The 22672-nt window shown below is 58.0% G+C and carries 17 protein-coding genes; 12 read left to right on the top strand and 5 right to left on the bottom strand.

The features are described from left to right. Positions 1–480 precede the first annotated feature (480 nt). The 4 genes from QA649_RS02510 (at position 481) to QA649_RS02495 (ending at position 4691) form a co-directional block, all read left to right on the top strand. Positions 481–729 carry a helix-turn-helix transcriptional regulator gene (locus QA649_RS02510; RefSeq protein WP_283022814.1) on the top strand — a complete coding sequence of 83 codons (249 nt, stop codon included), beginning with the start codon at positions 481–483 and terminating at the stop codon, positions 727–729. 412 nt (positions 730–1141) lie between these two features. Next, positions 1142–1732: a hypothetical protein gene (locus tag QA649_RS02505; RefSeq protein WP_283022813.1), complete on the top strand. Its 591-nt coding sequence runs from the start codon at positions 1142–1144 to the stop codon at positions 1730–1732. Positions 1733–2168: 436 nt separating this feature from the next. Beyond that, positions 2169–4271, top strand: a complete 2103-nt coding sequence (locus tag QA649_RS02500) for an AAA family ATPase (RefSeq protein WP_283022812.1) — start codon at positions 2169–2171, stop codon at positions 4269–4271. A gap of 291 nt (positions 4272–4562) precedes the next feature. Further along, a complete protein-coding gene (locus QA649_RS02495) occupies positions 4563–4691 on the top strand; it encodes a hypothetical protein (protein WP_283022811.1) in 129 nt (42 codons plus the stop codon). A gap of 26 nt (positions 4692–4717) precedes the next feature. Here QA649_RS02495 and QA649_RS02490 read toward each other — a convergent pair whose 3' ends face one another. Next, positions 4718–5851 (bottom strand): helix-turn-helix transcriptional regulator, encoded by a 1134-nt coding sequence (locus QA649_RS02490; RefSeq protein WP_283022810.1) that lies wholly within the window; start codon positions 5849–5851, stop codon positions 4718–4720. A gap of 125 nt (positions 5852–5976) precedes the next feature. Between QA649_RS02490 and QA649_RS02485 the strand changes: the two genes are divergently transcribed. The 3 genes from QA649_RS02485 (at position 5977) to QA649_RS02475 (ending at position 9459) form a co-directional block, all read left to right on the top strand. Continuing rightward, positions 5977–8148, top strand: a complete 2172-nt coding sequence (locus QA649_RS02485) for a recombinase family protein (RefSeq protein ID WP_283022809.1) — start codon at positions 5977–5979, stop codon at positions 8146–8148. Between the two features lie 370 nt (positions 8149–8518). After that, the gene (locus QA649_RS02480) at positions 8519–8956 is read left to right on the top strand and encodes an antitoxin Xre/MbcA/ParS toxin-binding domain-containing protein (RefSeq protein WP_283022808.1); all 438 of its coding nucleotides are present in this window, start codon (positions 8519–8521) and stop codon (positions 8954–8956) included. Next, positions 8953–9459 (top strand): RES domain-containing protein, encoded by a 507-nt coding sequence (locus QA649_RS02475; protein WP_283022807.1) that lies wholly within the window; start codon positions 8953–8955, stop codon positions 9457–9459. The genes QA649_RS02480 and QA649_RS02475 overlap by 4 nt, the downstream gene beginning before the upstream one ends. A 145-nt stretch (positions 9460–9604) precedes the next feature. On the opposite strand, the gene QA649_RS02470 is transcribed toward QA649_RS02475, so the two are convergent. Genes QA649_RS02470 through QA649_RS02460 form a run of 3 tightly spaced genes read right to left on the bottom strand, consistent with a single transcriptional unit; the run spans position 9605 to position 12023 of the window. Beyond that, positions 9605–9898, bottom strand: a complete 294-nt coding sequence (locus QA649_RS02470) for a DUF6527 family protein (protein WP_283026237.1) — start codon at positions 9896–9898, stop codon at positions 9605–9607. A 38-nt stretch (positions 9899–9936) separates the two neighbouring features. After that, positions 9937–11340, bottom strand: a complete 1404-nt coding sequence (locus tag QA649_RS02465; protein WP_283022806.1) for a ThiF family adenylyltransferase — start codon at positions 11338–11340, stop codon at positions 9937–9939. After that, a complete protein-coding gene (locus QA649_RS02460) occupies positions 11337–12023 on the bottom strand; it encodes an E2/UBC family protein (RefSeq protein WP_283022805.1) in 687 nt (228 codons plus the stop codon). The genes QA649_RS02465 and QA649_RS02460 overlap by 4 nt, the downstream gene beginning before the upstream one ends. A 98-nt stretch (positions 12024–12121) precedes the next feature. On the opposite strand from QA649_RS02460, the gene QA649_RS02455 reads away from it, so the two are divergent. The 3 genes from QA649_RS02455 to QA649_RS02445 all read left to right on the top strand — a co-directional run bounded on the left by QA649_RS02455 (position 12122) and on the right by QA649_RS02445 (position 18044). Beyond that, positions 12122–13147: a WYL domain-containing protein gene (locus tag QA649_RS02455; protein ID WP_283022804.1), complete on the top strand. Its 1026-nt coding sequence runs from the start codon at positions 12122–12124 to the stop codon at positions 13145–13147. Positions 13148–13198: 51 nt separating this feature from the next. Next, a complete protein-coding gene (locus QA649_RS02450) occupies positions 13199–16522 on the top strand; it encodes a TM0106 family RecB-like putative nuclease (RefSeq protein ID WP_283022803.1) in 3324 nt (1107 codons plus the stop codon). Between the two features lie 208 nt (positions 16523–16730). Further along, positions 16731–18044: a DUF2130 domain-containing protein gene (locus tag QA649_RS02445; RefSeq protein ID WP_283022802.1), complete on the top strand. Its 1314-nt coding sequence runs from the start codon at positions 16731–16733 to the stop codon at positions 18042–18044. A gap of 132 nt (positions 18045–18176) precedes the next feature. Here the strand turns inward: QA649_RS02445 and QA649_RS02440 are convergent, their stop codons facing one another. After that, positions 18177–19346, bottom strand: coding sequence for a hypothetical protein (locus QA649_RS02440; RefSeq protein WP_283022801.1), 1170 nt, complete (start codon positions 19344–19346; stop codon positions 18177–18179). Positions 19347–19528: 182 nt separating this feature from the next. On the opposite strand from QA649_RS02440, the gene QA649_RS02435 reads away from it, so the two are divergent. Together QA649_RS02435 and QA649_RS02430 are read left to right on the top strand one after the other, a co-directional pair. Beyond that, positions 19529–20188 (top strand): hypothetical protein, encoded by a 660-nt coding sequence (locus tag QA649_RS02435; protein WP_283022800.1) that lies wholly within the window; start codon positions 19529–19531, stop codon positions 20186–20188. A gap of 712 nt (positions 20189–20900) precedes the next feature. Next, entirely contained in the window at positions 20901–22670 is a 1770-nt protein-coding gene (locus QA649_RS02430; protein WP_283022799.1) for an AIPR family protein, read from the top strand. Positions 22671–22672: the final 2 nt, after the last annotated feature.

Raw genomic sequence — 22672 nt, 5'->3', positions numbered from 1 at the left:
AAGGACGCCAAGGAATACTGCTTCACGACAATAAGGCATGGCGCTCAAGGCGCTCGCGAAACAGCGGTTGCGGGCGAGCGGCCGTCAAGACTTCCTCGTTGCGCACGGCAGCTGCCCTGTCGTCCACAAAGGACTCGTCCGCTGACGCCTGATGGACCGGCCGGGTCTTGCCTAAGCTGCCCCGCTAATACTCCATCGATAGTCTACTACTCTCATTCCGGAAGTCAGTGAGATCAGGCAGGGTACTACGTATCGGGGCGCCTGCTGCAGCCATAGTCGCGGGCTACAATGGCGTCCGATGGACGATTCCTTCGCAAGATTCGGTTTTTCGTCCCATAGCGCCGGCAGAGCTGGCTAACGAAGGATAATCCTTGCGCACGGACGCTATCCCGGTGGCGGGAGCACCCGAAACGTGGCAACGTTAATCAAGACCTTCTCTCAAGTCTTGATCGCCGAACAAAGGATATTCCGGAGAGGCTCATGACGGAATCCGAATCCTTTGTATCAGTCAGCACGCAGCTGAGGGACACCTTCGGCCGCAAGGTCAAAGAGCTAAGGCTTTCCATGAAGATGTCCCAAAGGGATCTGGCCGAGGGGGCCGGAGTCCGTCAGGCGCTCGTCAGTCAAATCGAGAGGGGAGAAGCGAACCCGACGCTGGATTCGATCCTGAGGATCGCAGCTGCGCTGAACGTGAGCTTCGCCGAGCTCTTCGAGTTGCCGCGCTCCTAAAGAAGCATACCGGCCCCTCGGTTCCGAAGTGGCGGACGAGGCACTCGCAACGGTCGATTTGCCATATCTTCGGCACAATCCTATGACACGCTATAACGTGTCAATCGCTTTTTGCCTGCGAGCATTGTGCGGAGACGTGGCAATGCATCTTAGAGCTCTCGCCGACATCGATCAGCAATAACAACTGCCATGACAGGGGGCCGAGGGACGGCCCCCTCGTCGCTTACACAATGCGCTAGGTCCAGCAGCCTTTCAGCAAACGATTGCCCGCGCGCAATCGCAATTCCAAGGCCTTTTGGCGATCGATGTAGGCGTTCGATCACGCAGGAAGGAACATGCCCATGTTCATCGACCATCATCATGATCTTGGTCACACCGTCCCTCGCCCACAACGTGTTCAGGACATTGTGCCATGGATAGCAATCACCCCCATCTACGGGCCGCGCCCGCCTTCTTCACCAGCCCGAAGTGCAAAGTTGCGATTCCCGTACACCATTTCCTTACCCGCGACGCACTCGCGCAAGCGAGCCTTGACCATTCGGTTCGCGCGATCGGCTATCGGAAGGCTCCGGACCTGTATGATCGTCAAGAAAGGTTAGACGGCATCGTCCTAAACAGAATTGACGGTGATTTCCTACTGTCGGTTTGCAGAACGCGACCACAGCGAAGCGACTGGGAATTAGCACACCTCTCTGGTGTGCTTGAGTCAAACGGGCTGCGTCTGCTCGAACGCGATGCGGTCGATATTAGACGGGAACCGCTGTTCTCCAACGCCCGCGCGGTCTGGTCGCACGAGCGCTACCACGTATCTGTGAATGATAGGCTAAAGATCGCGGCTGCACTCGCGGAAGATGGCCCGCAATCGATACTCGAACTCGAGGAGAATGCGCGACCGAGTAACGATATCCTGGCTGCTGTGTGCGCCTTGGCCTGCGAGGATCTGGTGGAGCTTAGCATTTATGAAGCGCCTTTGGGTCCTCGTACGATTGTGTGCTCCCGTTAGAGATTCACGGCCGCCGCTGAAGACCTCCAGTGCTGCAGCGGCGGCATGCAGTCAATCGACGACTTTTCGGCGCGTCAGAGAAGTTCGGCGCGCTTAGAACAGAACCCCCGTTATGCGCGGAAAAGCAATCTCGGGTCGTAACCTATTGCCGTATGTGACTGGCAGTTCGAGATTGCATTGCGCTCCTGAAGGGATGCTCCGCCTCCATGCGTGGGAGTATCGGCAGCAAGCACACTCTTCATCCTGTTGGCGTCAGCATCAGCCGCTGCACCCGCACGCGAAGCCGGCGCAGGGGCCAGCAGCGAGCGCCATCACGAACGTCCATTTCGCCGGTAGCGTGAGGCCGACGGGTCTCGAATTGCGCCACGGCGCTGTCCCGCGCCGCTCGCAATCGGACACCTCCTCGCCCAATGGCGCTTCTCGATGGAGTGAAGTAATGAACATGTACGCAGAAGGTAAGCGGGACCTCCTCGCCCGCGCCTACCTCGATATGTTGGCCGCCGAAGCTGGCACAAATAATAGCCCGCTCCTGCGAGGCGGCGACCCGGATGATCCCATCGAGCGTCTGATCGAGGATTTGTCGACCGCCCCAGAGTCGGTGGGAAGGACATCGATCCGGGCGGACCTGGCGGCCGCAGCGATCCTCGTCGCGCGCGCAATCGAGCCGGTCGACGGGCTCACTCGCGAGTTACGCCGCGGTTGCCCGGTCGTGTCGCTCGCCACGCACTGCGCCGAGGTGGTTTCTCTCGTTCGGCAAGTCCTAAAGACATGCGCCTTCGGCTCTGAAGCAAGAGTTCTCGACGACCGCTCCTTCAACGAGAACCACTATACGCGTCCGGTATTGTTGCTGGCGCGGGATGGAACATCGACCGAGCACAAATCGGAGCGGGGGAACGACACGATTGCGAAGGCTCTGCATGCCCGCGCGCCGATCTTCGGTGCTGCACCGGATCCCCGCCGACACCTGCCGCGCGATCTCCTCCGCGCGGCGGAACATCACCTTTTGCTCAGCCAGCTCGACGCTTCCGCGATCGCGCTGGTGATCGAAGCCGTGACCGGAAACCCTCCGAACGCAGCGGTGAACGAGCAAGTTGTCCGCGCAGTCGACATCGCAGACCTAACGCTCGCAGTTCGCTCGGATCGCACGGCTGACGATTGCGTGAAGCGCCTGGAAAAGGTCGTCTCGACGAAATCGTTCTTCGACCATCGCGGTCCCGGGTTGGAGGAACTTGCTGGCTACGGTGCGGCACGCGAATGGGGAATGAATCTGGTCGCGGACTTGCGCGAGTACCGGGCAGGATGTCTCGATTGGGAATGTATCGAAAAGGGCCTTCTGCTGGTCGGCGCGCCTGGCGTAGGCAAGACGCAATTCGCCCGCGCGGTGGCGAAGTCTGCGGGTGTCCCCCTTGTGGCCACGTCAGTCGCAGACTGGAATGCAGCGGCCTATTTGTCCGGCACACTAGCGGCCATCAAGGAAGCATTCTCGCAGGCGCGCAAACTTGCGCCGTGCATTCTATTTGTCGACGAGTTGGACGGAATCTCGGATCGCGCAACCCTGACGACCGAGTACAAGGAGTATTGGACCCAGATCGTCAATCTACTCTTGGAGCTGTTGGCAGGCATCGAAGAGCGGCCCGGCGTGGTCGTGATCGGCGCAACAAATCACCCCGAGCACATCGACGCGGCTGTACGTCGCGCGGGGCGCCTCGACCGCACGATCGAGATCGAACTGCCTGACACCGAGAGCCTCACCGCGATCTTCCGCTTTCATCTCGGCCCAGACCCTTTGCCCAATGTCGATCTGATGCCTGCCGCGCTCGCCGCCGCCGGCAAAACCGGCGCGGACGTCGAGGCATGGGTCCGGCGCGCGAAGTCGCGCGCTCGCCGCGGCAGGCGCGAGCTCATGTTGGAAGATGTCCTCCACGAGATCAGGTCTGGACGCGAAGGAATGCCGCAAAGCCTCAGGCGATCCTGTTCCATCCACGAAGCCGGACACGTTGTCTCCGGCGTGGCTCTGGCCGTTTTCGAACCGCAGGCGTTGACGATTCTAGATCACGGTGGGGCGACGCGCGTCGAGCTTTCGCGGGCCAACTCCCAAACCCGAGCAGGCATCGAAAACTACATCACAGCCCTTCTGGCCGGCCGCGCCGCCGAAGAGATTCTACTGGGCTCGTCTGAGGCGACGGCGGGCGCCGGCATCGGCGATGATAGTGATTTTTCGCGAGCTACCCAAGCGGCAGTCGACCTTGAACTCAAGTACGGCTTCGGAGTGATCGGAGTGGCGCATTTTCCGGACCGAGCGACCGAAATGCTTCTTCACGATCCATCCATTGTAGCTTTGATCACGAAGCGCCTGGATCGTTGCTTGATACGTGCGCGCGAACTAATCGCAAACAACCGAGAAGCCGTAGAAGCGGTGGCACGGCGATTGGAGGCGACGGGCTACCTCGATCGCGCTGCCATTGGCGAACTCCTCAAAACGCATCACGTGCAAAGCGGTTTGTTGAAGAACGATACGAGGGAAAGCTCGTATGACTAGTATGGGGACTTTGCCGACGCACAAGCCGGTATGGGGCTGCCCCCTCATCACTTGAGTGACTTTGATGATGTCCGTTCGGTCGGCCGATCCACCTGCGCGATGAATAGCGCAAACTTTTTTCGGGGACGGGCGAGCTGAGATTCTGGCTCAACAATTACAGGGGAGTGGTCGATGATTTCCAACAAGACGCTGCAGACGTCCTCAAGGGTGCGAATAGTGTACACAAGTTCGAACGCGGTCGAGCCACACCTCAGCGGAACGCCGAGTTCGGATGTGAGGCGGAGAGAACTGATGCGTATCGTGCTGGCGGTAATGGCCAAGGCCGACGTCGAGCGGCAACTTTGCGATAGAGCAGAGCGGCGGCGCAAATTGTGCAAAGACGGCGCAAACAAGTCCTCAAACGAGAGCGGTTCGACCTGAGTTTGTGCTGCGCGGATTGACCCAGTTCAATCGTGAACTTGCATTCGCACAAATATTGCCACGACTCTTCCGATGAGCACCCCGGTTTGCTCCACCGGGATCGCATGTTGGCCCATGGGATGAGTTCGGAGGATGAGATGACCCTTGCCATAGGAATATGCGAACTGTCCTCCCAGTCCAACATCACGGCATCCAGTATCAACGAAGACTCGGTCTCCAATTTTGAGGCCTTCATTCGGGACATCGACTGCTACTGCCACCACCCGAGAGGGATTCGCCGAAAGCATATGGGAAACGAATCCTTTGGGAAGTCTCCAACGTCGTGTGCTGGCTATCGCTCTTTCGTTCGGGCCCGACGGCCCGAACTGGTCCGGATTCATCTCAGGGATATCGTCAGCGTCTGATGCAGAGACTCTCTGTTTGTGGATTGCCTCCTCAACAAGTCTCCGGACCTCAAAGTAATCGGGGGGAGTCTCTCTTTCGGCGAGGCTCCGAAGCTCGCGAAAGCTTATGGTCTCAAGGCTCGGCTGCACGGCCAAGCGCTGGTCAACGCGCGCCCCGAGACCGGATGGCTGAATGCCTTTTAGAAGCCAGAGCGAGCTGATGCCATAGGCTGACGCGTACGCCAGCGCCATCAATTCGCTCACCCGATTGGTGCCAGCCTCGTGCGCGGCCAGGGTGGGGTGCGCTAACCCGAATTCTGTAGCGGCAGCAGCGACGGTTTCGAACCCACGCAGTTTGCGTGCAATCTTAAGGCGAAGTCCCACCTGCTCGTTCGACGAGCTGTTCTCTTCGATAGGCGAATCTTTAAGCCTGGAAGCCTGTGCCCGGGTCAGCTCGCCGAGCTGGTACTCCGCTAGGTGCCGATCTTGAAGACTTCCTGCTGGAAGGCCGAAGGCAGCTTCGTACTTTTCCGCGTCGGAAGCCCCTATCTTTCGGCCTCCCCGCTCATGCGCCCGTAGAGAGGCTTCGGCCCACCCATAGGCCAGCGCAGCAGCTGCGGCCGACGAAAACCCAGCCCTCTTGCGGGCGGCCGCCAGAAGTTTGCCTAACCGAGGATCTCCGAAGTCCTTGGTTTTACGACTGCTTTTCTTATGACCGATCATTTGCGGTTCGTTAACCGTGATTTGCGGCACGAATTTCCTTGTACCGTGATACATATTATATTGCATCGGCTACAACACATCATGACTCATCAACGTCTCAACCTCAACGCCCTCCACTCCCGGTACCCGACCTGCGTCGGCGCCCGAGAAGGAGTTCGTGTTCTTGATCGGGCGTCGCGATGAAAGAGTTCGTGATGCATCAGGTACCCCCGAAGGGTGGTGTGTGGGCTAGCTATTGCCGAGTATCGACCCCTGGTCAGATCGAAAGCAACATTGTTCAGCGTGACCTCAACAGAAGGTACGTTGACGCGGCGCAGGGCGCATTGCGCTACGAGTTGTCAGACGTAGGAACGGGCTCACGCGTCAAGAACCGTCCCGGCTACCAGAAGCTCCTGAATCTGATTCGCGAGCGCAAGATAACGCATATCGTCGCTCGAGACCTTAGTCGCTTTGGGCGCAGAATCAGACATCTCTATCATCTGATGGAGCTCTGTACAGAGAACGGGGTGCTCGTCTACGACACGCAGATGGGACAAATTACCGACATGCACATCTGGGCGGTTGGTATTGTCGCGCAGATGCAGTTGCAGGTGTTATCCCTCCAGATCAAAGAGGCACTAGTTGCGAGGCTAATCAAAGGACTCCGAACAGGCGGGAGAGTCTTCGGATACGACAACGTGGAAATCGACGGCGAGAAAGGCCATCTCGTAAAAAACGAGGAAGAAGCTGCGATCGTGCAGCTGATGTATAACCTTGCCGACGAGCGTGGCCTCGACGACCGAGCAATTACCCGAACGTTGAACCGCAAGCGCACCCCAGCGCCCGGCGGCGGCAGGTGGCACAGAAAGACCGTCGCTTACATCTTGACGAACGCTGTCTATCGTAAAGATTTAATCTGGAACAAATGCAAGACATACTTTGATGCGGACGACGAGAAGCTGAAACGCGAACCCAGGCCGGAAGAACAATGGCTCAGGCGCCTGGGGCAGCACGACCCGATCATTGACGCCGACCAGTTCGACCGCGTCCAGGCAAAAAGAAACGGCCGCAAGAAGCCGCGGCCCATCACGAAGAAGACCGGGCCCGCCGTGTTTCTCTCCGGCAAGCTAAAATGCGCCCACTGCACTAAACTCGACGAGGACGGCATCCCGAGGGGCGGGACGATGAGTGTCTGCGGTGGTGACGGGCGAGCGACGCGCCTTCGTTGCTCGTATTACAGCGATGACAGAGACAAGTGCAGTAACAACCGTACCCACTATCGCCATGAGATCCTGACGGCCGTCCTTCAAAGCCTAGTGCAGCAGTTGGAAACGCCGGAGGCGGTGGCCATCTTTTTGGAAGAGCATAACTTGGCGAGCCGTACCAATCGAAAGAAGAAAGGTGCGCACCGGGCAAAGCTCTCGCGCGACCTGCAAAAACTGGAAGCACAGATCAAACGCTTGGCCACATCCATTGCCGATGGTGCGCCCAATACCGCAATCATTCCTCACATCGTACAGCGCGAAAACGAGAAGCAGAAGCTCAGTGATCAACTGGCGGACTTGGACTCCGAAGATGTGGAATTCGAAATCGAGCCCGCTTCCCTAGAACGCTATTTGGACATGGCCAAGGGTATGCTCGATCGGCTGACGAAGAGCCCGACTGACGCGCTGGACATCGAAGTCGCCGAGTGCCTTGAGGCGATGATCGACTACGTGCTGGTTAGCCCGAATCCTGAGGGACGCGGCTTTTCGGTTGAAGTCTTCGGCAAGCTTGCCCAATTGGTGGCGGACAACTCGTCACACAAAACCGACTTTCGTAAGGGTTTTGGACGTACGGATATCCGTACGTCCGAAACCCTTACGAACACAGGCGCCGCCCAGAAGCTAAAGTTCCAATTCCCAACGGTGGCGGTCACACCTAAGCCAAAGCCCGTTCTCGAATGCCTGCGAGGGTCGCAAGTGCCGATCACGGCGGCAGTAATCGTTAAAGACCTGGAAAAGCGAGGCATCTTCCGAACATTGGGATCCGTGCACCATGAGCTCAAAAGCCAACCCGATACCTACGTCCAGATTTTTTCAAAGGGGTTCATGCTTCGTTGCGAGTGGGAAGCTCTACCAGAGAGGTACTTCCGGACTTCCGAGGAAGTCCTCGAACTGGTCCAGGTGGCCATGAAACGCGCAGGTCAGCCTATGCGCCCGATCGAACTCATAGCTTTCTTCGAGCAGGAAGGGTTGCGGATCTACAGTGACGGGTCAAGGTACCTTTGTACGTTACTCAGCCGACATAGCGATACTTTCCAGGCCCATGGACGGAATAGAGCCAGGTGGTCATTGAAACAGGATGACGCGCGGGACAATCAAGCCGCCTAGAAGCTCCATTGCCTGCCCCAGGGAAAGCCGCCGGGTCGCGCTTGCGGCGAGGACGGTGAATACAGGGATAGGCAGCAGAATCAGTCGAGGTAATTGGGCGTCGGGCGCGCCGGATTGCGGGAGGCGAGATCGGTTACCGACTGGTATGCCGGCAGCTATTTTTCTTACCTTCAGTTCACTACCCGATCCGCTCTACGAGGGCCAGCAGGGGCGCATAGGCGCGGAGATTCCGCCGAATCTCGGCTTTGGCAGAGTTCGGGAGGTGCCTTGAATTTGATGCCAACTGTCATATATAATGCGACACTTGTCGCAGAGACCTTTCATGCCGAGCCGATGGACCGACCGACCTGAGCCGATTGAGAAGACACGGTTGGCTGCGATCGCCAGCCTGCTTGGGGCGCCGTCTACCTTTCGAAAGGTGCCAGAGAGCCCACTGGAAGCGCATGAGATGCTCCTGAACGGGCTGCCGTCCAGAGCACTATTCCATCTAGTTCAGAACCTGGCGTCTCTTCGCTGGGACGACTCGTTCGCCAAAGCGATTGGAATGAGCCATCGCACCTACCAACGCCACGCCTCCGCGGGAGCCAAGCCACTCAGCCCCGAGCAAAGCGGACGAACATGGAAACTTGCGGAAGTCCTGGCGAAAGCGACCTCCATTTTCGGCTCCAAGCAGGAAGCTGAGCAATGGTTGGAACGGCCGGCTATCGGCTTGAACCAGCATAAACCAATCGATCTGTTGGCCACGCCGGCTGGCGTCGAACTGGTGGAAGATTTCCTCGTTCGACTTGAGCACGGTGTCTACGCTTGACGCCGTTACCTGGGGCGCTGGGGGGGACCGAGCTTATCGCTTGGCGGTTAGACCTAGCGATATACGCGGCCACATGGGACAGCGGTGAGGGAGCTTTTCTGGTCGGGGGCCGCTGGAACAGCAGGGGACTTCGGGCCGTGTACTGCTCGATCGATCCCTCTACCGCAATTCTGGAGGTTGCAGTCCACAAGGGATTCAGAGCGCTTGATACGGTCCCCCACGTAATCACCGCCATTACAGTCGACCCGGCAAGCGTGTTCGTGGCGGACCCGACAATAATTCCAAATCCAAATTGGCTTCGGCCCGGCATCCCCAGCGCCGGACAGCAAGCATTCGGCGACGATCTTCTTGATAGACATAAGGTCGTGCTGATTCCGAGTGTCGTGTCGACCGCGAGCTGGAATCTGATGTTTGTCGCGTCAAACGCAGCTGGCTGCTATAAGGTGAATTCGCAGGCAGCGTTCGCCCTCGATCCTCGCCTGCATCCTCCGGCCAGACCTTAGCCGCGACATACGTAATGCAGGCTTCGAATCGACAGTTTGTGAAACTCTCTGAGGGGGAAGTTCGCCGTTTCCAACTTTCCTGGTAACGAGCCCGTCGACAGCCAATTTGAAAGCATCTAGCCCTCCTAGGAGCTGCTCTTTGGGGTCAATCGCACCAAACTATTCTTCCGTTGCGGATCCAAAAATGAGAGCGGCAGCCCGTTCTCAGCCATACGGATGGATGGAGGCTGACCCGGCCCTTATCGTCGAGCATGACGTCCCAACGCGGCTTTACCGCTTCCAGCAGCATCATTTCGAGGCGCTCCCCACACCCACACGGGCAACGCAGTCCGACCGACCAGTCTTCCTGACCGTCCCGCGCCAGCACCAGATCACGAAGCGGGAGCTTTGCCGGAAGCGAATCCCCCTCGACGACGCGTAATTTCCGCCGCGGCCCCATGGTGTCCAGGAGACGCCGCCACCATACGATCTTCGGCCTCATGCGGCTCTCCTTTGCTTGCCGAGGGCCGGCAAACCGAGGAGCGGCTCTTGCGGACCGGCCGCAATCGGATAGGCGCCGGAAGCCGGGAAATCACGCTCTGCGAACACGTCTGCATCGCCATCAGCCAGCATGAACAATGTGCGCGCGCAGCTACCGTTCGGCGCGTGCCGGAACGGAAATGCTCGCGCGATGAATTCCATGACCGCGTCCGAAGCGGCGCGCATGTTGAGGGTGATGACGGCGGGAGCCTGCTCCTCGATGCCGCGAAGGTATCCATCGTTGAGTTTTTGCCGCAGTGCTTCCGGCGCCGTGCGGGCGAGGTACTCGGCCTCCAGCACACCGGCATCGTAGACACTTCGATCGAGGAGCGTTGAGCCGCCCGGAAACACATAGTCGATGCGACCGCACACCTCCGCGATCTCGTGCTCGTCTCCCCAACTCCTTCGCGTCGGAATCGAGACGCCGAGATCGAAGAGCGGCATGGCGAAGTAGGCGGCGAGCCGATCCGCGATGTGTCGCCCTTCGGCGGTATCAACGCACGAGAACAGAATGTCGGCCTCGCTTGCCTCAAGAGCCGCATCACGGGTTGCGATTGAGCTCGGTACGCACCGGACATCGCATCCTTCGCGGTAGTATCGCACGGCGGAGGCAAACATTTCGACCTTCAGTCGACCGATTCTCGCATCATCGATCGTCGCATTGAGAATACGATTGAGGTTGCGAAGCTCTACCTTGTCGAAGTCAACAACGATTATTTCACCGAAGCCAAGGCGGGCAAGCTGCTCGGCGACCACTGAACCGGTCCCGGAGACGCCGATAATGCAAGCGCTGAGGCGGCCCAGCCATTCTGTCATCCCGCTTGTAAACGCAGCTGGCCTCTTGGGTGACATTCCAAAGTGGGTATCATGGTGCCACCAGAAGCGCAGATCGTCACCGAATACGCTTACAAGGTCGACCGGTTTTGCAAACTCATCAGGCCCACATAGGCGTCCGAGCATCGCACCGTCCGGGAGCATAATGGCCGAGCCAGCCACCTCGCCCGTTCCATGAAAGAGAGCGGGCAGCAGCAGCCTGTCGCTCGCGTCATCGAGATCGGAGAAGGCGAACAGGCCGCCGGGGTGCGAGTGCACCGCGACGATGCTCAACCCGGCAGAGTTCGCACGCTCGATTGCCATCTCGACGTAGCTGCCTGGCCAACTCAAAAGGCTCTCCGTGCGTTGCGCACATGCTTGGTAGGGCACCGCGACAAGGTCGCAGGCCAGAAGTTTGCGACGTCGTCCGGTCGCGCGTGTGCAGAGCAGCAGGGCTGCGGCTTCCAGCCCGTCTCCCGGAAAGAGGTGACGATGCAGCAGCTGGAAGATCGGCTGTGGGAGCACCAACGTCTCTTGGCGCGTGATCACCGCTCGACCTCCCGACGGAGCGACTCGTCCACGAGCGCGAGGTGGGTGCCGACATTATCGCGCGCGCTGTCCCATGGGCGGTGCCGCGACCAGCGCTGAAAGCCAAGGCCGGTCACGGATTCGATGCATTGCACCTGAGGGATAGGCTGGCCGTTCGCCAGCGCCAGATGTGGGTGACAATAGAACATGTCGAGCTGAGCGCCCGGATAACTCACCGGTACCTCGATCGCGATGTCCGTGGCCGCAACGGTGTAGCCCTGCGGCAGCGGATACGAGTGGAGCAACAACCAGCGGCGTGCGCCATCAACGATGGTTTCCCAGCGCAGACTCAAGCGGTCCAGATGGACCTCGTCCTGCGGAAGGAGAGCGAAATCGTGACGGCGTGGCGTTGCGACCTCGCCGTTGTTGATCTGCCGCGGGGTCAGCCGCAGCTTCTCCACGCCCGGATGCGTGAGGTCGATGGTCGCGTTTAATTCAACCTCCTTGCGAGGTTCGCCGGCGACCTTCAGGACAATGATCCAACCGGCATCGGGATCGAAGCCCGCCAATTTGAGCGCATCCCGCACCACAATCTGAGGGGAGCGCGATTCGATGACAACACCTTGGACGTTGAGCTTCCAAGTCTGTTCCCGGCGAGCACCGTCTCTTGCCTCAGACCTCGCATTAACATTCTGATTTTCCATATTTTTCTCCATCCGACCGAGTCGCCAGACCAAGCTTTGGGTGACCGTCGAAAGGAACTTTGCTACCGTCCTACGTCAAAATCGGTCGTAGGATTTCCATGCGGCACGAGAAGGCGGCAGCCATCCTGAATCTTGCGCGGACGCTGGCCTCCAGCGCCGAAGGCTTGACCTTGGACGAGATGGCTCAGGAACTTGGTGAAAACCGGCGCACGATCGAGCGCATGCGTGATGCGCTCGCCTCCGTCTTTCCGCAGCTCGAAGAACACCAGGATGGCGCCACAAAGCGTTTCCGCATTCCCGGCGGGCTCGATGGCTTCATCAACGCGCCCACGAAGGAAGAATTGCTGGAGCTGAACAAGGCGATCGAGGGCCTCCGCCGTCGCGATGCGAACGCCAGCGCCGATGCTCTACAGGCTCTTGAGAAGAAAATACGCTCAGCCATAAAGCGGCCGGCACTCAACAAGCTTGCCCCAGATCTGGAGGTGTTGCTGCGGGCCGAGATGATCGCCGTGCCAGCAGGACCTCGGGCTGTTGAAGATCCCGACGTGCTTCTCGCGATTCGCGATGCCCTCTTGCAGATGAAGGTTCTGCAATTTGTCTATCACGGCGGCTCAAGGCCTGGCGCCGCGCGCGAGGTCGTGCCGTTCGGCATCCTATTCGGGCGCTGCAACTACCTGATCGCCGCCGATCTCGGCACCATCAAGCCCAAGCATTGGCGACTCGACAAGATCGAGTGCATCACCGTGCTCGAGAAGACCGCGTCCCGACCTGCCGGCTTCAACCTCGTTCAGTTCGCCACCGGGTCATTCGGCTTCTTCCAAGGCGAACAGGAAGATGTGGTGCTTCACGTCCTTCCCCATGGCATGGACGAATTCAAGAATTGGCAATTTCATCCTAACCAGAAGGTCGAGTTCCTTTCCGACGGCGGCGCGCTTGTGCGATTTCGAGCAAGCGGCATGCTTGAGCTCGCCTGGCATCTCTTTTGTTGGGGCAACCAGATCGAAATTGTTTCCCCCGTCTCCTTACGCCAGCTCATGACCACGGAATTGCGTGTGGCCCTCTCCCGACATGAGGAGCCGCCACGGCTTTCGTCCACCGTCCCGAGCTCCGGCGCTGTCGAATAATTTTCTTGGCTACGACCGCTTTTGTCGTAGGTCGCTGGTTGATTCGCCTCCATGAAAACACCGCTGTCACCCTCGCGCCTGAACGATTATCTCGGCTGCCCGCACCAGGCGGCGCTATGGCTTGCGGGCGCCAAAGCACCGGCGCCCGACGCTACCATAGACCTGATCCGCACCAAGGGCTTCGAGCACGAAGCCAAGGTTCTCGCCCACCTTGAAACGCAATATGGGAAAGCCGTCCATATTTCCGGGTCGGCACCGGCGAGCGAGCGCGACGCGGCAACGCGTGCCGCCGTCGCGGCTAAAGCGCCGCTCATCTATCAGGGCGCGCTGATCCACGGCGACTGGATCGGGTTTCCAGACTTTCTGGTGCGGAAGCCTGTAACTGGCGGCGCGTTTGTCTACGAGCCGGAAGACGCCAAGCTCGCCCACAAAGCCAAAGTCGAACACGTCCTTCAGCTCGGCATCTACGCCGAACTTCTGGCCGCAACACACGCCATGCCCGTTGCCCGGGGCACCCTGCACGTTGCTTGCGGCGGTCCGGTATCGTTCGATCTCGCGCAGACGCGGCAGATCCTGCGCCGCCTCATGCGCCGCTTCGAGGCGTTCTGCGCCGCCGAGACCCGCACTACGCGCGCCATTCCATGCGCCGCCTGCGCCCAATGCGACTTCAAGCCCAACTGCGAGGCGGAATGGCGCGCGGCCGATAGCCCCTTCTTCGTCGCAGGCGTCAGCGGGGCGCAGGTCCTCAAGCTCGAAGAAGCTGGGGTCAAGACACTTGCGGAACTTGCCGCTGTGCAACCGGATGTGAAGGTGGCGGGCATGGGCGCCGATACAGTCGCAAAGCTTGCGGCCCAAGCCTCTCTACAGTTGCGCGCGCGTGCCGATGGCAAGCCACATCTGGAGATCCTGCCGACCGTTCCTGGCCGCGGTTTTTACCTGTTGCCGCCGCCAGATCCAGGCGACCTCTTCTTCGATCTCGAAGGCGATGCGCTGTATGAAGAGGGCCTTGAGTATCTCTTTGGCGTAGTCGGACCGCTCGACGATAGCGCGCCGGATACATTTCATGTCTCGTGGGCTCACAACCATGCAGAAGAGAAGGCGGCTTTCGAGGCGCTCATGCGACGCTTCGTTAGGCACATCGCCAAATATCCCGACGCCCACATCTACCACTACGCTGCTTATGAACTGACCGCGCTCAAGCGCCTAGCGATGCGATACGCCACCATGGAGGCCGAGCTCGACACAATGCTGTACGAGCGCCGCTTCGTCGACCTCTACCGGGTGGTCCGTCAAGCGATCCGCGCATCAACGGAAGGCTACTCGCTGAAAGACCTTGAGCAGATTTACCGCGGCAAGCGCGCCGGCGACGTGACCACCGCGGCAGATAGCATCGTGGAGTACGAAAAGTGGCGGCTGACGGGCGAAGCTGCAATTCTCGAATCGATTGCATATTACAACAAGGAAGACTGCGTCTCCACCGCGCAGCTCCGCGATTGGCTCGAAGACATGCGTCCCCCAGGCGTTGATTACCGGGTCGTTGACGAAGCCGATGACAAACCCGAACAGAGTGCCGCGCGGAAAGCGCGCGAAGCAGCGAAGCGGGATCTCGCGAGGCGGGTGCGTGCGAGCGCTTCAGGAAATGCTGACCTGCGGGAGCTCGTGGCGGAACTGCTCTGGTTTCACCAGAGGGCACAAAAACCCGGCTGGTGGTCTGTCTTCGAACGTCAAAGTTGGTCGGAAGACGAACTCGTCGATGACCCGGAAAGCCTCGGCGACCTCGTACCCGATCCGTCATCTCCACCGGTGCTGGACAAGAGATCCGTTGAAACCACTTTTCGTTTCCCCCCGCAAGATACGAAGCTGCGTACTGGAGGCACCCCAAAGATTGCCGAAACCTTGGCTCCTGCCGGGACGATCGTCGACCTGATGCCGGAAGACGGATTCATAGTTCTTCGGCGCGGCACTAAGGCCGGAGGCTTTCCAGACCGCTTCAGCCTTTTGTCGACGCCACTTAATCAGCGTGATCTACCCGAGGCGGTCATGGCGTTCGCAGAACGCTTTGCAGCCGGTGCCCTTGAAAGCGATACGGCTGTCATGCATTTGCTCGAACGGCGTGCGCCAAGGCTCAAAGGCCGCGCGGCTGGCCTTCCGCTTCAGGATGTCGGTGAGCCGGCCGGAGCCGCGGCTACAAGAGCAGTTCTGGACCTCGACAACAGCTATATCTTTATTCAAGGACCGCCTGGCACCGGAAAAACCTATACCGCTGCCGAAATCGCGGCGCTCCTGTTGAGCAAGGGCTTTCGTGTTGGCGTGGCATCGAATTCGCACAAGGCTATCAACAACGTGCTTGAGGAGATCGAAAAGCGGGCAGTCCCGGTAAGGCTCACCTTCTCAGGTGCCAAGAAAGGCCGCAACGACGAGCCGGATAGTCATTTCAATAGCCGAAATGTCCGAACCGTATTCGATTCCAAGCACATTGGTCGTGCATTCCAGCTGGTCGGCGGTACCGCCTTCCATTTCTGCCGCGACGATCAGAGGCAACAATTCGACTATTTGATCGTCGATGAGGCAGGCCAAGTGTCGCTGGGCAACATCGTTGCCATGGGGTCTGCGGCTCGAAACCTCGTGCTGGTGGGCGATCAAATGCAACTAGCTCAGCCTGTGCAAGGAGTGCACCCTGGCGAAAGCGGGCTCTCATCGCTCGAATATCTCTTGCAGGACAAAGCGACCGTTCCGCCTGACCGCGGTATCCTCTTGAATGAAAGCCGGCGGCTTCATCCAACGCTCTGCACTTTCATATCGGATGCCATCTATGATGGTCGTTTGACAGCGCATGCTGAGGCCAAAGCTCGTCAGCTCATCCTGTCACCTGGAGCGCATCGCGCGCTCCAGCCGGCCGGGATCACCCTCTTCGGCGTGCAACACGAAGGGTGCACACAATCGTCATCTCAAGAGGCTGACGCAATCGCAGCGCTGATCCAAGACCTGTTGAGGCACCACGTACAAAGGCATCCGACGTCAACAACTCCATTGTCCATGGCCGACATCCTGGTCGTCGCGCCTTACAACATGCAGGTCAATTTGCTCAAGCGGCGGCTGCCGGCTGGCACCAAAGTCGGTACCGTCGACAAGTTTCAAGGCCAGCAAGCAGCCGTCAGCATCTTATCGATGACCACCTCTCGAGGTGAAGACGCGCCCAGAGGTACGGAATTTCTGTTCAACCGCAATCGATTCAACGTCGCTGTCAGCCGTGCACAGTGCCTTGCGATTGTCGTGCTCAGCCATGAGCTGATGGAAGGCTCGTGGCCGCGGCAAGAGGACCTCTTGCGCCTCAATTTGTTTGCGCATGCAGAGGCAGTCGCCAAATGCGTCTAGGCACTCTGCGGCAGCGAGATCCACTTGCGGCCTCTTCGAGCGGCCGCCGTGGCAGCTCAATTTGCTTTCGGTGGAAAAGCCCGTTCAGATCACCAATGTACGCGTCGAACGTGCGGAACTCGCGCTAGAGCCGCAGTACTCTACACAGAAGCGGAATTGGCCCGATCCTGATTCGGGGCATCACAGAGCGGCAAAGGAGAGAGGGCAAATGAACGTTAGAGCAGCCGCAGCGGCAATTGCGAGCGAACCCACTCTTTGCTGTCCAAACTGCAATCATGAGATCCGGCTGACGGAGTCGCTCGCCGCCCCCCTTATCGAGGAAACACGGCGGCACTTCCACGAACAGCTCGCCAGAAAGGATGCTGAGGTCTTCCAAAAATTGGAGACGATGCGCCAGGAGCGCGAGCAACTCGCCAAGGCGCGCGAGCAGATTGAAGATCGGGTTGCAGAGCGGCTCGCGGCCGAACGAAACCAGATAGCCACCATCGAAGCGACGAAGGCGCGCGAAGCCGCCGCGGCCGAGTTGCTGGCCAAGACGTCGGAAGCTGCAGAACTCCGTCGGTCCTTGGAAGCCAACAATATCAAGCTGGCGGAGGCGCAACAAGCGCAAGCCGAGCTGATACGCAAGCAACGCGCCCTTGATGAAGAAAAGCGCGAGCTCGACCTGACAATCGAAAAGCGTGTACAGGCCTCAATCGACGAAATCCGCACAAGAGCAAAGCAGGAAGCGGACGAGGCCGCGCGCCTCCGAGTGCTCGAGAAAGATCAGACCATTGAATCGATGGCGCGCACGATCGAGGAGCTCAAACGCAAGGCCGAGCAAGGGTCCCAGCAGTCTCAAGGCGAGGTGCTCGAGCTGGAGCTCGAGGAGCTTCTTCGCGCGCGTTTTCCTACAGATCTCGTTGAGCCCGTCGGCAAGGGCGAGTTGGGCGCCGATGTCGTCCAACAGGTTAATGGTTCTATCGGTCAGTCTGCTGGCATAATTCTCTGGGAATCCAAGCGCACCAAAGCTTGGAGCGATGGGTGGCTAGCAAAGCTGCGCGACGATCAACGCCGCTGCGGGGCAGATGTTGCACTTATCATTTCTCACGCACTCCCGAAGCATGTCGAACACTTTGACTTGGTCGACGGCGTGTGGGTGACCCATCCACGTTGTGCGGTGCCAGTTGCCGTCGCGCTTCGTCAGACTCTGATAGACGTCAACAGCTCGCGCCTGGTCCAGCAAGGACAACAGACCAAGATGGAGCAAGTTTATCATTATCTGACTGGCACGAAATTCCGCCAGCGGGTGGAAGCTGTCGTCGAGAAATTTAACGATATGCGAGAAGATCTCGACCGTGAAAGAAAGTTCATGGGCCGGCAGTGGGCAAAGCGTGAGACGCAGATCGTCGCCGTGATCGAGTCCACCGTCGGCATGGTCGGAGATTTGCAAGCGATTGCCGGCAAGGCGATGCCTGAGATCCCTAGCCTCGATATGCCTCTGCTGGAAAGCTCGGCGGAAGGTGAGCGGAAGGCGTCATAATCGATCGCATTCGAACGATGAGCAAGTCGAACCGACTTGGACGGGCGTCTCCTCGCACCGAGAAGCCTTTTTGATATTGCTCCAGTACTGCCATGGGCCGGTTCAAACAGACGAGGCTATACGTCCCTCAACTCAGCTTCCGTGACAAGGCTCCTCAAGAGCTTGCGCAATCGCACCATTCTTCAACGGATCTATGCGATCCGCTTCCTGTAGCGCCCAACTCGCCCATTTTTCGAATTCTGCCTCTGTCATCGCTACCTCGGCAAACCGCAAGCGGGCCGACTCCACGTAAGTCCGTATCTGGTTGGCGCGATCCAGCGCCTTGGCCTGAAACAGCAAACGTCGAATCCGTTCCCTCTCTAGCCTCTCCTTAAGCTCCCGTGCTCTGCGCTCGGCCTCGTCCCGTCGTCGCTTGAGTTCAGCTTCGGCATCGGCTTTTCGCCCAATGACCCATTCTCTATGGCGGATGAGACCATTGCGGTAAGAAACTTCCGCGCTGACGAGCATTTCGACGAAGATACCCGTTAGCTGGTCTTCAAGCGGGCTTTCGTCGCCATCTTCCCAAAATTTGTTTGCGTTCGCTCGAACACGCGCCGTGCCGAAAGCAAGACGCAAACGCTCTTTTTGGCCCTCCTTTCTCGATTTTATCGGTTCGATAGTAAAGTGCACATGGGATCGGCCGATCGTGATACAGATATCCCTTTCGCTGCTAGCATCTTGTCCATACTTAGAGGTGCTCATTGATGGCCGGCACCCAAGGCGAGCAGCGGCGAGAAAGAGCGCATTAATCATCAGTAGACGCCTCCGTTCGATTCCGGCGTCGTATCTTGGCGCGTAGTAATCGGAACGCCATTTCGTAAAATCCTTTCGTCGCTCATCGTCATGCGAAAGTAGTTTCGCCACGAGCGGATGTGCAGGCGCGAATGCGCGCCTACAGCGCACCTGACCCACCAACTTTCTGACGCGCTGCTGAACGGAAGGCATGTCCTCATCGAAAGTGGGGACTGGCGGAATGGCTACTTCTTCGAATTTTTCTGCCCAATCCGAACCCCAATTGTTGTTGCCCGGTGATGCACCGACACGATCAGAAGCCCCCGGAAAACGAGGAGGCAACGCGATTTGTACGGTCGGTTTTCCAGCTTGTTTCCTCGCCCAGTATCCTCGTTCCGGCACAGGAATGTCAGCCTTCTTGCAGTGCTTTGCGAGGGCAACGTCGGAGATGCCGAGGCTAGCTGCCATGGTCCTCATGGGTTGAGACCACACGAGATCGTATAGCTCCTTCCGGGTAAATTCAGTATCCATGCTTGTGGCTTTTCTTGAAGACGGCCTCCCCAGCCGGAAGGGCCGCATGATAAGTATAGACGACGTTGCGAGCGGCCGGGATGGGGATCCGCTGCTTAAACCAACCCCAAACGGCCCTACTTCGGCAATCCCTTTGAGATTTAACGAGTCGTTCAGCGGTCTTCGCACCACGGGTGGATTAGATGGATAGAGTCGATATTCAAGAACTAGCTGCTGCGCTCGCAAAGGCTACCGCCGAGTGGCTCGCCGAGAAAGCAAGCTTAGGATTTGAACAGAGTCTCTTTGCGGAAGCCTTGCTAATGGTTCCTGTGGGAGAGTTTTTTATCCGTCATCACGGTGCGGATCGATGGAAGCTTCAGGGAGAGTGGTACGACGTGAATGATGCCAAACATGGAACGATTAACTTCGACCTGTTGGCTGAGAGCAAGGGACAAAGGCTGCTTGTTGAATTCAAGTATCTAAAGAAGCAAAACGACTCAAGATTGCTGAAGGATTTCGTGAAACTGGCACCCCCGAGGCACGAGGACTATTCCCGCCTGTTGCTGGTTGCAGAATACACCATCGGCCGGATTGGATATCAATCCAAGTCAGCCCTAATCAACGAAATATGTGCCGCGGGAGGAAAAATTGAATTCCAGGTTTGCAACGAAGGTAATGTACCCAGCGTAAGCAGCGGCCTCAAAGCCAAGCATTCTCTTTACGCTGATGACGCAAAGGACGTCGGCCGGATTGTGAGAGACCATGCTGTGTCGCGCTTCACCGCGGAAGAAGCTGGCAGCCATCGAACATCGGGACAGTTTGTCTCGGTTTTTTCAATCGGTCGCGTCCTAACCACCGGCTAGGACCCTCACCCTTCAGTATGAGCTTGAGTTAACTCGTCACCGATCAATGAGCCCACACTCATGCGCCGAGCTCAGCAGTTCCAAACGATCGGCCTCGGTACTCGAAACGATCCCCGTGAACCCAAGCACCCATCTCGGTCTTCGAGGGCGATATGATCAAACAAAATCAGGAGGAAAACATTGGTGAGCAAGATAACCCACACAGAGGCCTTCAAAACTTATGGCGTTAAGCCGCGCAATGCGAACTGGAGTTGGTCAGGTAGATCGGCGGATGGGAAAACCGTTGTTGTAACTCTTTGGAAGGACGAGTTTAGAGGCTTAGCTGGCCAATTCGTATATTCGAGATCCGAACGGGGTGATTGGACCGACGACCCCGGCTATCGCTTCTTCATGGAGGATCTGACGTGGGCTCGCGACAACTGCAATGGCATAGTCAGAGTAATCGTCGCTAACCCCAAGGAAGAGAAAGGTCAGACACGTCGGATTGCCGACTGTTATCCCCAGCAAAAGCTAGTTATGCGAGTGACCCACGTTGACACGAAAACTGGCGCCTTCACTCTCGAACAAACCGTTGAGTAGTAAGAACCATCAATCGTCCTCTCAGATTGAGTTTCTGGGATCGACGTGCGTTCTTAGGCTGTATTGCGCCAGCCGATCCAGGTAGCTTTCGCGAGGGCAATTCCAGAGATAGATTTCGGCGGGTTCAAAATACATGGGCATCACAAATCGCGATCTTGACCAAGCATATGAACTATACAAGACACAGTATGGTGGCAGAAGGGAAGATTACTTTGCACTGCTCTATTTAACGCGCGAATTTGATAGAATCCCCGAGCAAGTGGCCCGTCATATTGCTTTCGGAAAAGACGCGACAGAGGGCGTAAATGCCTTTCACGTCGACCCCAATCGTCGGAACCTCTACCTTTATCAGTTCCAGTGGTCCGCGCAGCAACAGTCCTTCAAAGAGCCGCTGCGGCATTTGGCACGTGAGGGTATGGAGCGCATCTTTGGCCCCGCCCCCGAGGCGCCTGGGCTTCTTTTGGCAGAACTCCGTGACCGACTGCACGAGGATCATGCCGTAATCGATAAGGTTCTCATCCACTTTGTCTACAATGGTGATCCGTCTGATGCTGACCAGAGTGCGACGCTCGACGCGCTGCGGGAGGATCTGGAATCAAAGAAACACTTGATAGACCGGCGCTTTGATGGGCGCAACGTCACCCTTACGTTCCAGTTCATCTCTAACGAAGCACGGGGGCCCCGTGTTGGAAGCCATACGCGCAGCACACATCGATATGAGCTTGGGCTACCACACGTGATCACCAGCAAGACCGAGGCCGAAGAGCAATTGCACGTCGGCTTTGTCGGTATTGTCGACCTTTACAAGATGTTTCGTGAAATGGGTCAACGGCTGTTCGAGCGAAACATCCGCGCTGGCCTCGATCCCGACGGACCAATCAACAAAAAAATCCGGGCAGCGTTCGCGGATGTTGTAGAGGGTAAGTCGTCTGCCTCCGCCTTCGTTTTCAACCATAACGGTATAACCATTTCGGCCGAGCAGCTCGATATTCAAGGCGAACGAGCCCACATCACGGAGCCTCGCGTTCTCAATGGCGCTCAAACGATCACCAGCTTCGCAAGATTCATTGAGAGCTACGATTTCGAAAAGGCTCCAGCTGAGCATGCCGACCGCTTGGATGCTATCAAGGTGCTCGCCAAGATTGTGACGCGAGCCCAGCAGCCCTTTATCACCGCGGTAACCATCAACACCAACCGACAGAATTCGGTTGAACCCGCCAACCTGCGCGCAAGCGACCCGATTCAGCTCGAGCTTCAGGACAAGTTTCGCGACGAACTTAACGGCTTGCTCTACGAGCGACAAGAAAAGCTTTTCGCAAGTTTGTCGGAGGAGGAGATGATCGAGCAAGGCTTCGATCCGACCCAGAGCCGCGCGATTGAGATGAAGCGATTAGCCAAGACTTTTCTTGCTGCGCAAGGCGAAGTGGATCGGATGTCACGCCTTAACGACATGTTCGAGACTGAAAGTCAGTACCGAGCGTGCTTCGCTGAAAGGTATTTGAAGACTGATGCTCGTCGAATTCTACTTGCTTACAAGATCCAGTACCGATTGCCCAAGATCGCAAAGGAGATCGACGAGTCCGCAAAGGGCTATTGGTATGTGCCCCGCGCCAAGAACCTATTGTGGGCGCTGCTTGTGCAGGGCGTATTGAACCACCGACAGTTGCCAGTGTGGCTCGAGGCATACGGGAAGACAATTAGCGTGGAGACTGATTTCACGCAGGAACTTCTGTCGCTTGGTGTGCAGAAGGTGCGACACATCATTCGTGAGGCCGTATCGGAACAGAAGTACAAGGAACAACTCGCTGAAGGACGCCTCAGTTTCCTTCAGAACAAGGCCCTCTACATATACTCCATGGAAGTCGCCGAGCGAAGAGAGGGGTGGAGCAAGCTGGGGCTGTGAGG

The sequence above is a fragment of the Bradyrhizobium sp. CB1717 genome, assembly GCF_029714325.1.
GTDB lineage: Bacteria > Pseudomonadota > Alphaproteobacteria > Rhizobiales > Xanthobacteraceae > Bradyrhizobium.
The sequence above is the reverse complement of the archived record's forward strand: the minus strand, read 5'-3'. Positions and strand labels throughout refer to the sequence as shown.

Excerpts from the sequence above, each read along its gene's own strand:
- QA649_RS02435 (WP_283022800.1), top strand. The coding sequence starts at position 19,529 with ATGGATAGAGTCGATATTCAAGAACTAGCTGCTGCGCTCGCAAAGGCT.
- QA649_RS02495 (WP_283022811.1), top strand. The coding sequence starts at position 4,563 with ATGCGTATCGTGCTGGCGGTAATGGCCAAGGCCGACGTCGAGCGGCAA.
- QA649_RS02510 (WP_283022814.1), top strand. The coding sequence starts at position 481 with ATGACGGAATCCGAATCCTTTGTATCAGTCAGCACGCAGCTGAGGGAC.
- QA649_RS02450 (WP_283022803.1), top strand. The coding sequence starts at position 13,199 with ATGAAAACACCGCTGTCACCCTCGCGCCTGAACGATTATCTCGGCTGC.
- QA649_RS02430 (WP_283022799.1), top strand. The coding sequence starts at position 20,901 with ATGGGCATCACAAATCGCGATCTTGACCAAGCATATGAACTATACAAG.
- QA649_RS02455 (WP_283022804.1), top strand. The coding sequence starts at position 12,122 with ATGCGGCACGAGAAGGCGGCAGCCATCCTGAATCTTGCGCGGACGCTG.
- QA649_RS02445 (WP_283022802.1), top strand. The coding sequence starts at position 16,731 with ATGAACGTTAGAGCAGCCGCAGCGGCAATTGCGAGCGAACCCACTCTT.
- QA649_RS02505 (WP_283022813.1), top strand. The coding sequence starts at position 1,142 with ATGGATAGCAATCACCCCCATCTACGGGCCGCGCCCGCCTTCTTCACC.
- QA649_RS02460 (WP_283022805.1), bottom strand. The coding sequence starts at position 12,023 with ATGGAAAATCAGAATGTTAATGCGAGGTCTGAGGCAAGAGACGGTGCT.
- QA649_RS02485 (WP_283022809.1), top strand. The coding sequence starts at position 5,977 with ATGAAAGAGTTCGTGATGCATCAGGTACCCCCGAAGGGTGGTGTGTGG.
- QA649_RS02490 (WP_283022810.1), bottom strand. The coding sequence starts at position 5,851 with ATGTATCACGGTACAAGGAAATTCGTGCCGCAAATCACGGTTAACGAA.
- QA649_RS02440 (WP_283022801.1), bottom strand. The coding sequence starts at position 19,346 with ATGGATACTGAATTTACCCGGAAGGAGCTATACGATCTCGTGTGGTCT.
- QA649_RS02470 (WP_283026237.1), bottom strand. The coding sequence starts at position 9,898 with ATGGGGCCGCGGCGGAAATTACGCGTCGTCGAGGGGGATTCGCTTCCG.
- QA649_RS02500 (WP_283022812.1), top strand. The coding sequence starts at position 2,169 with ATGAACATGTACGCAGAAGGTAAGCGGGACCTCCTCGCCCGCGCCTAC.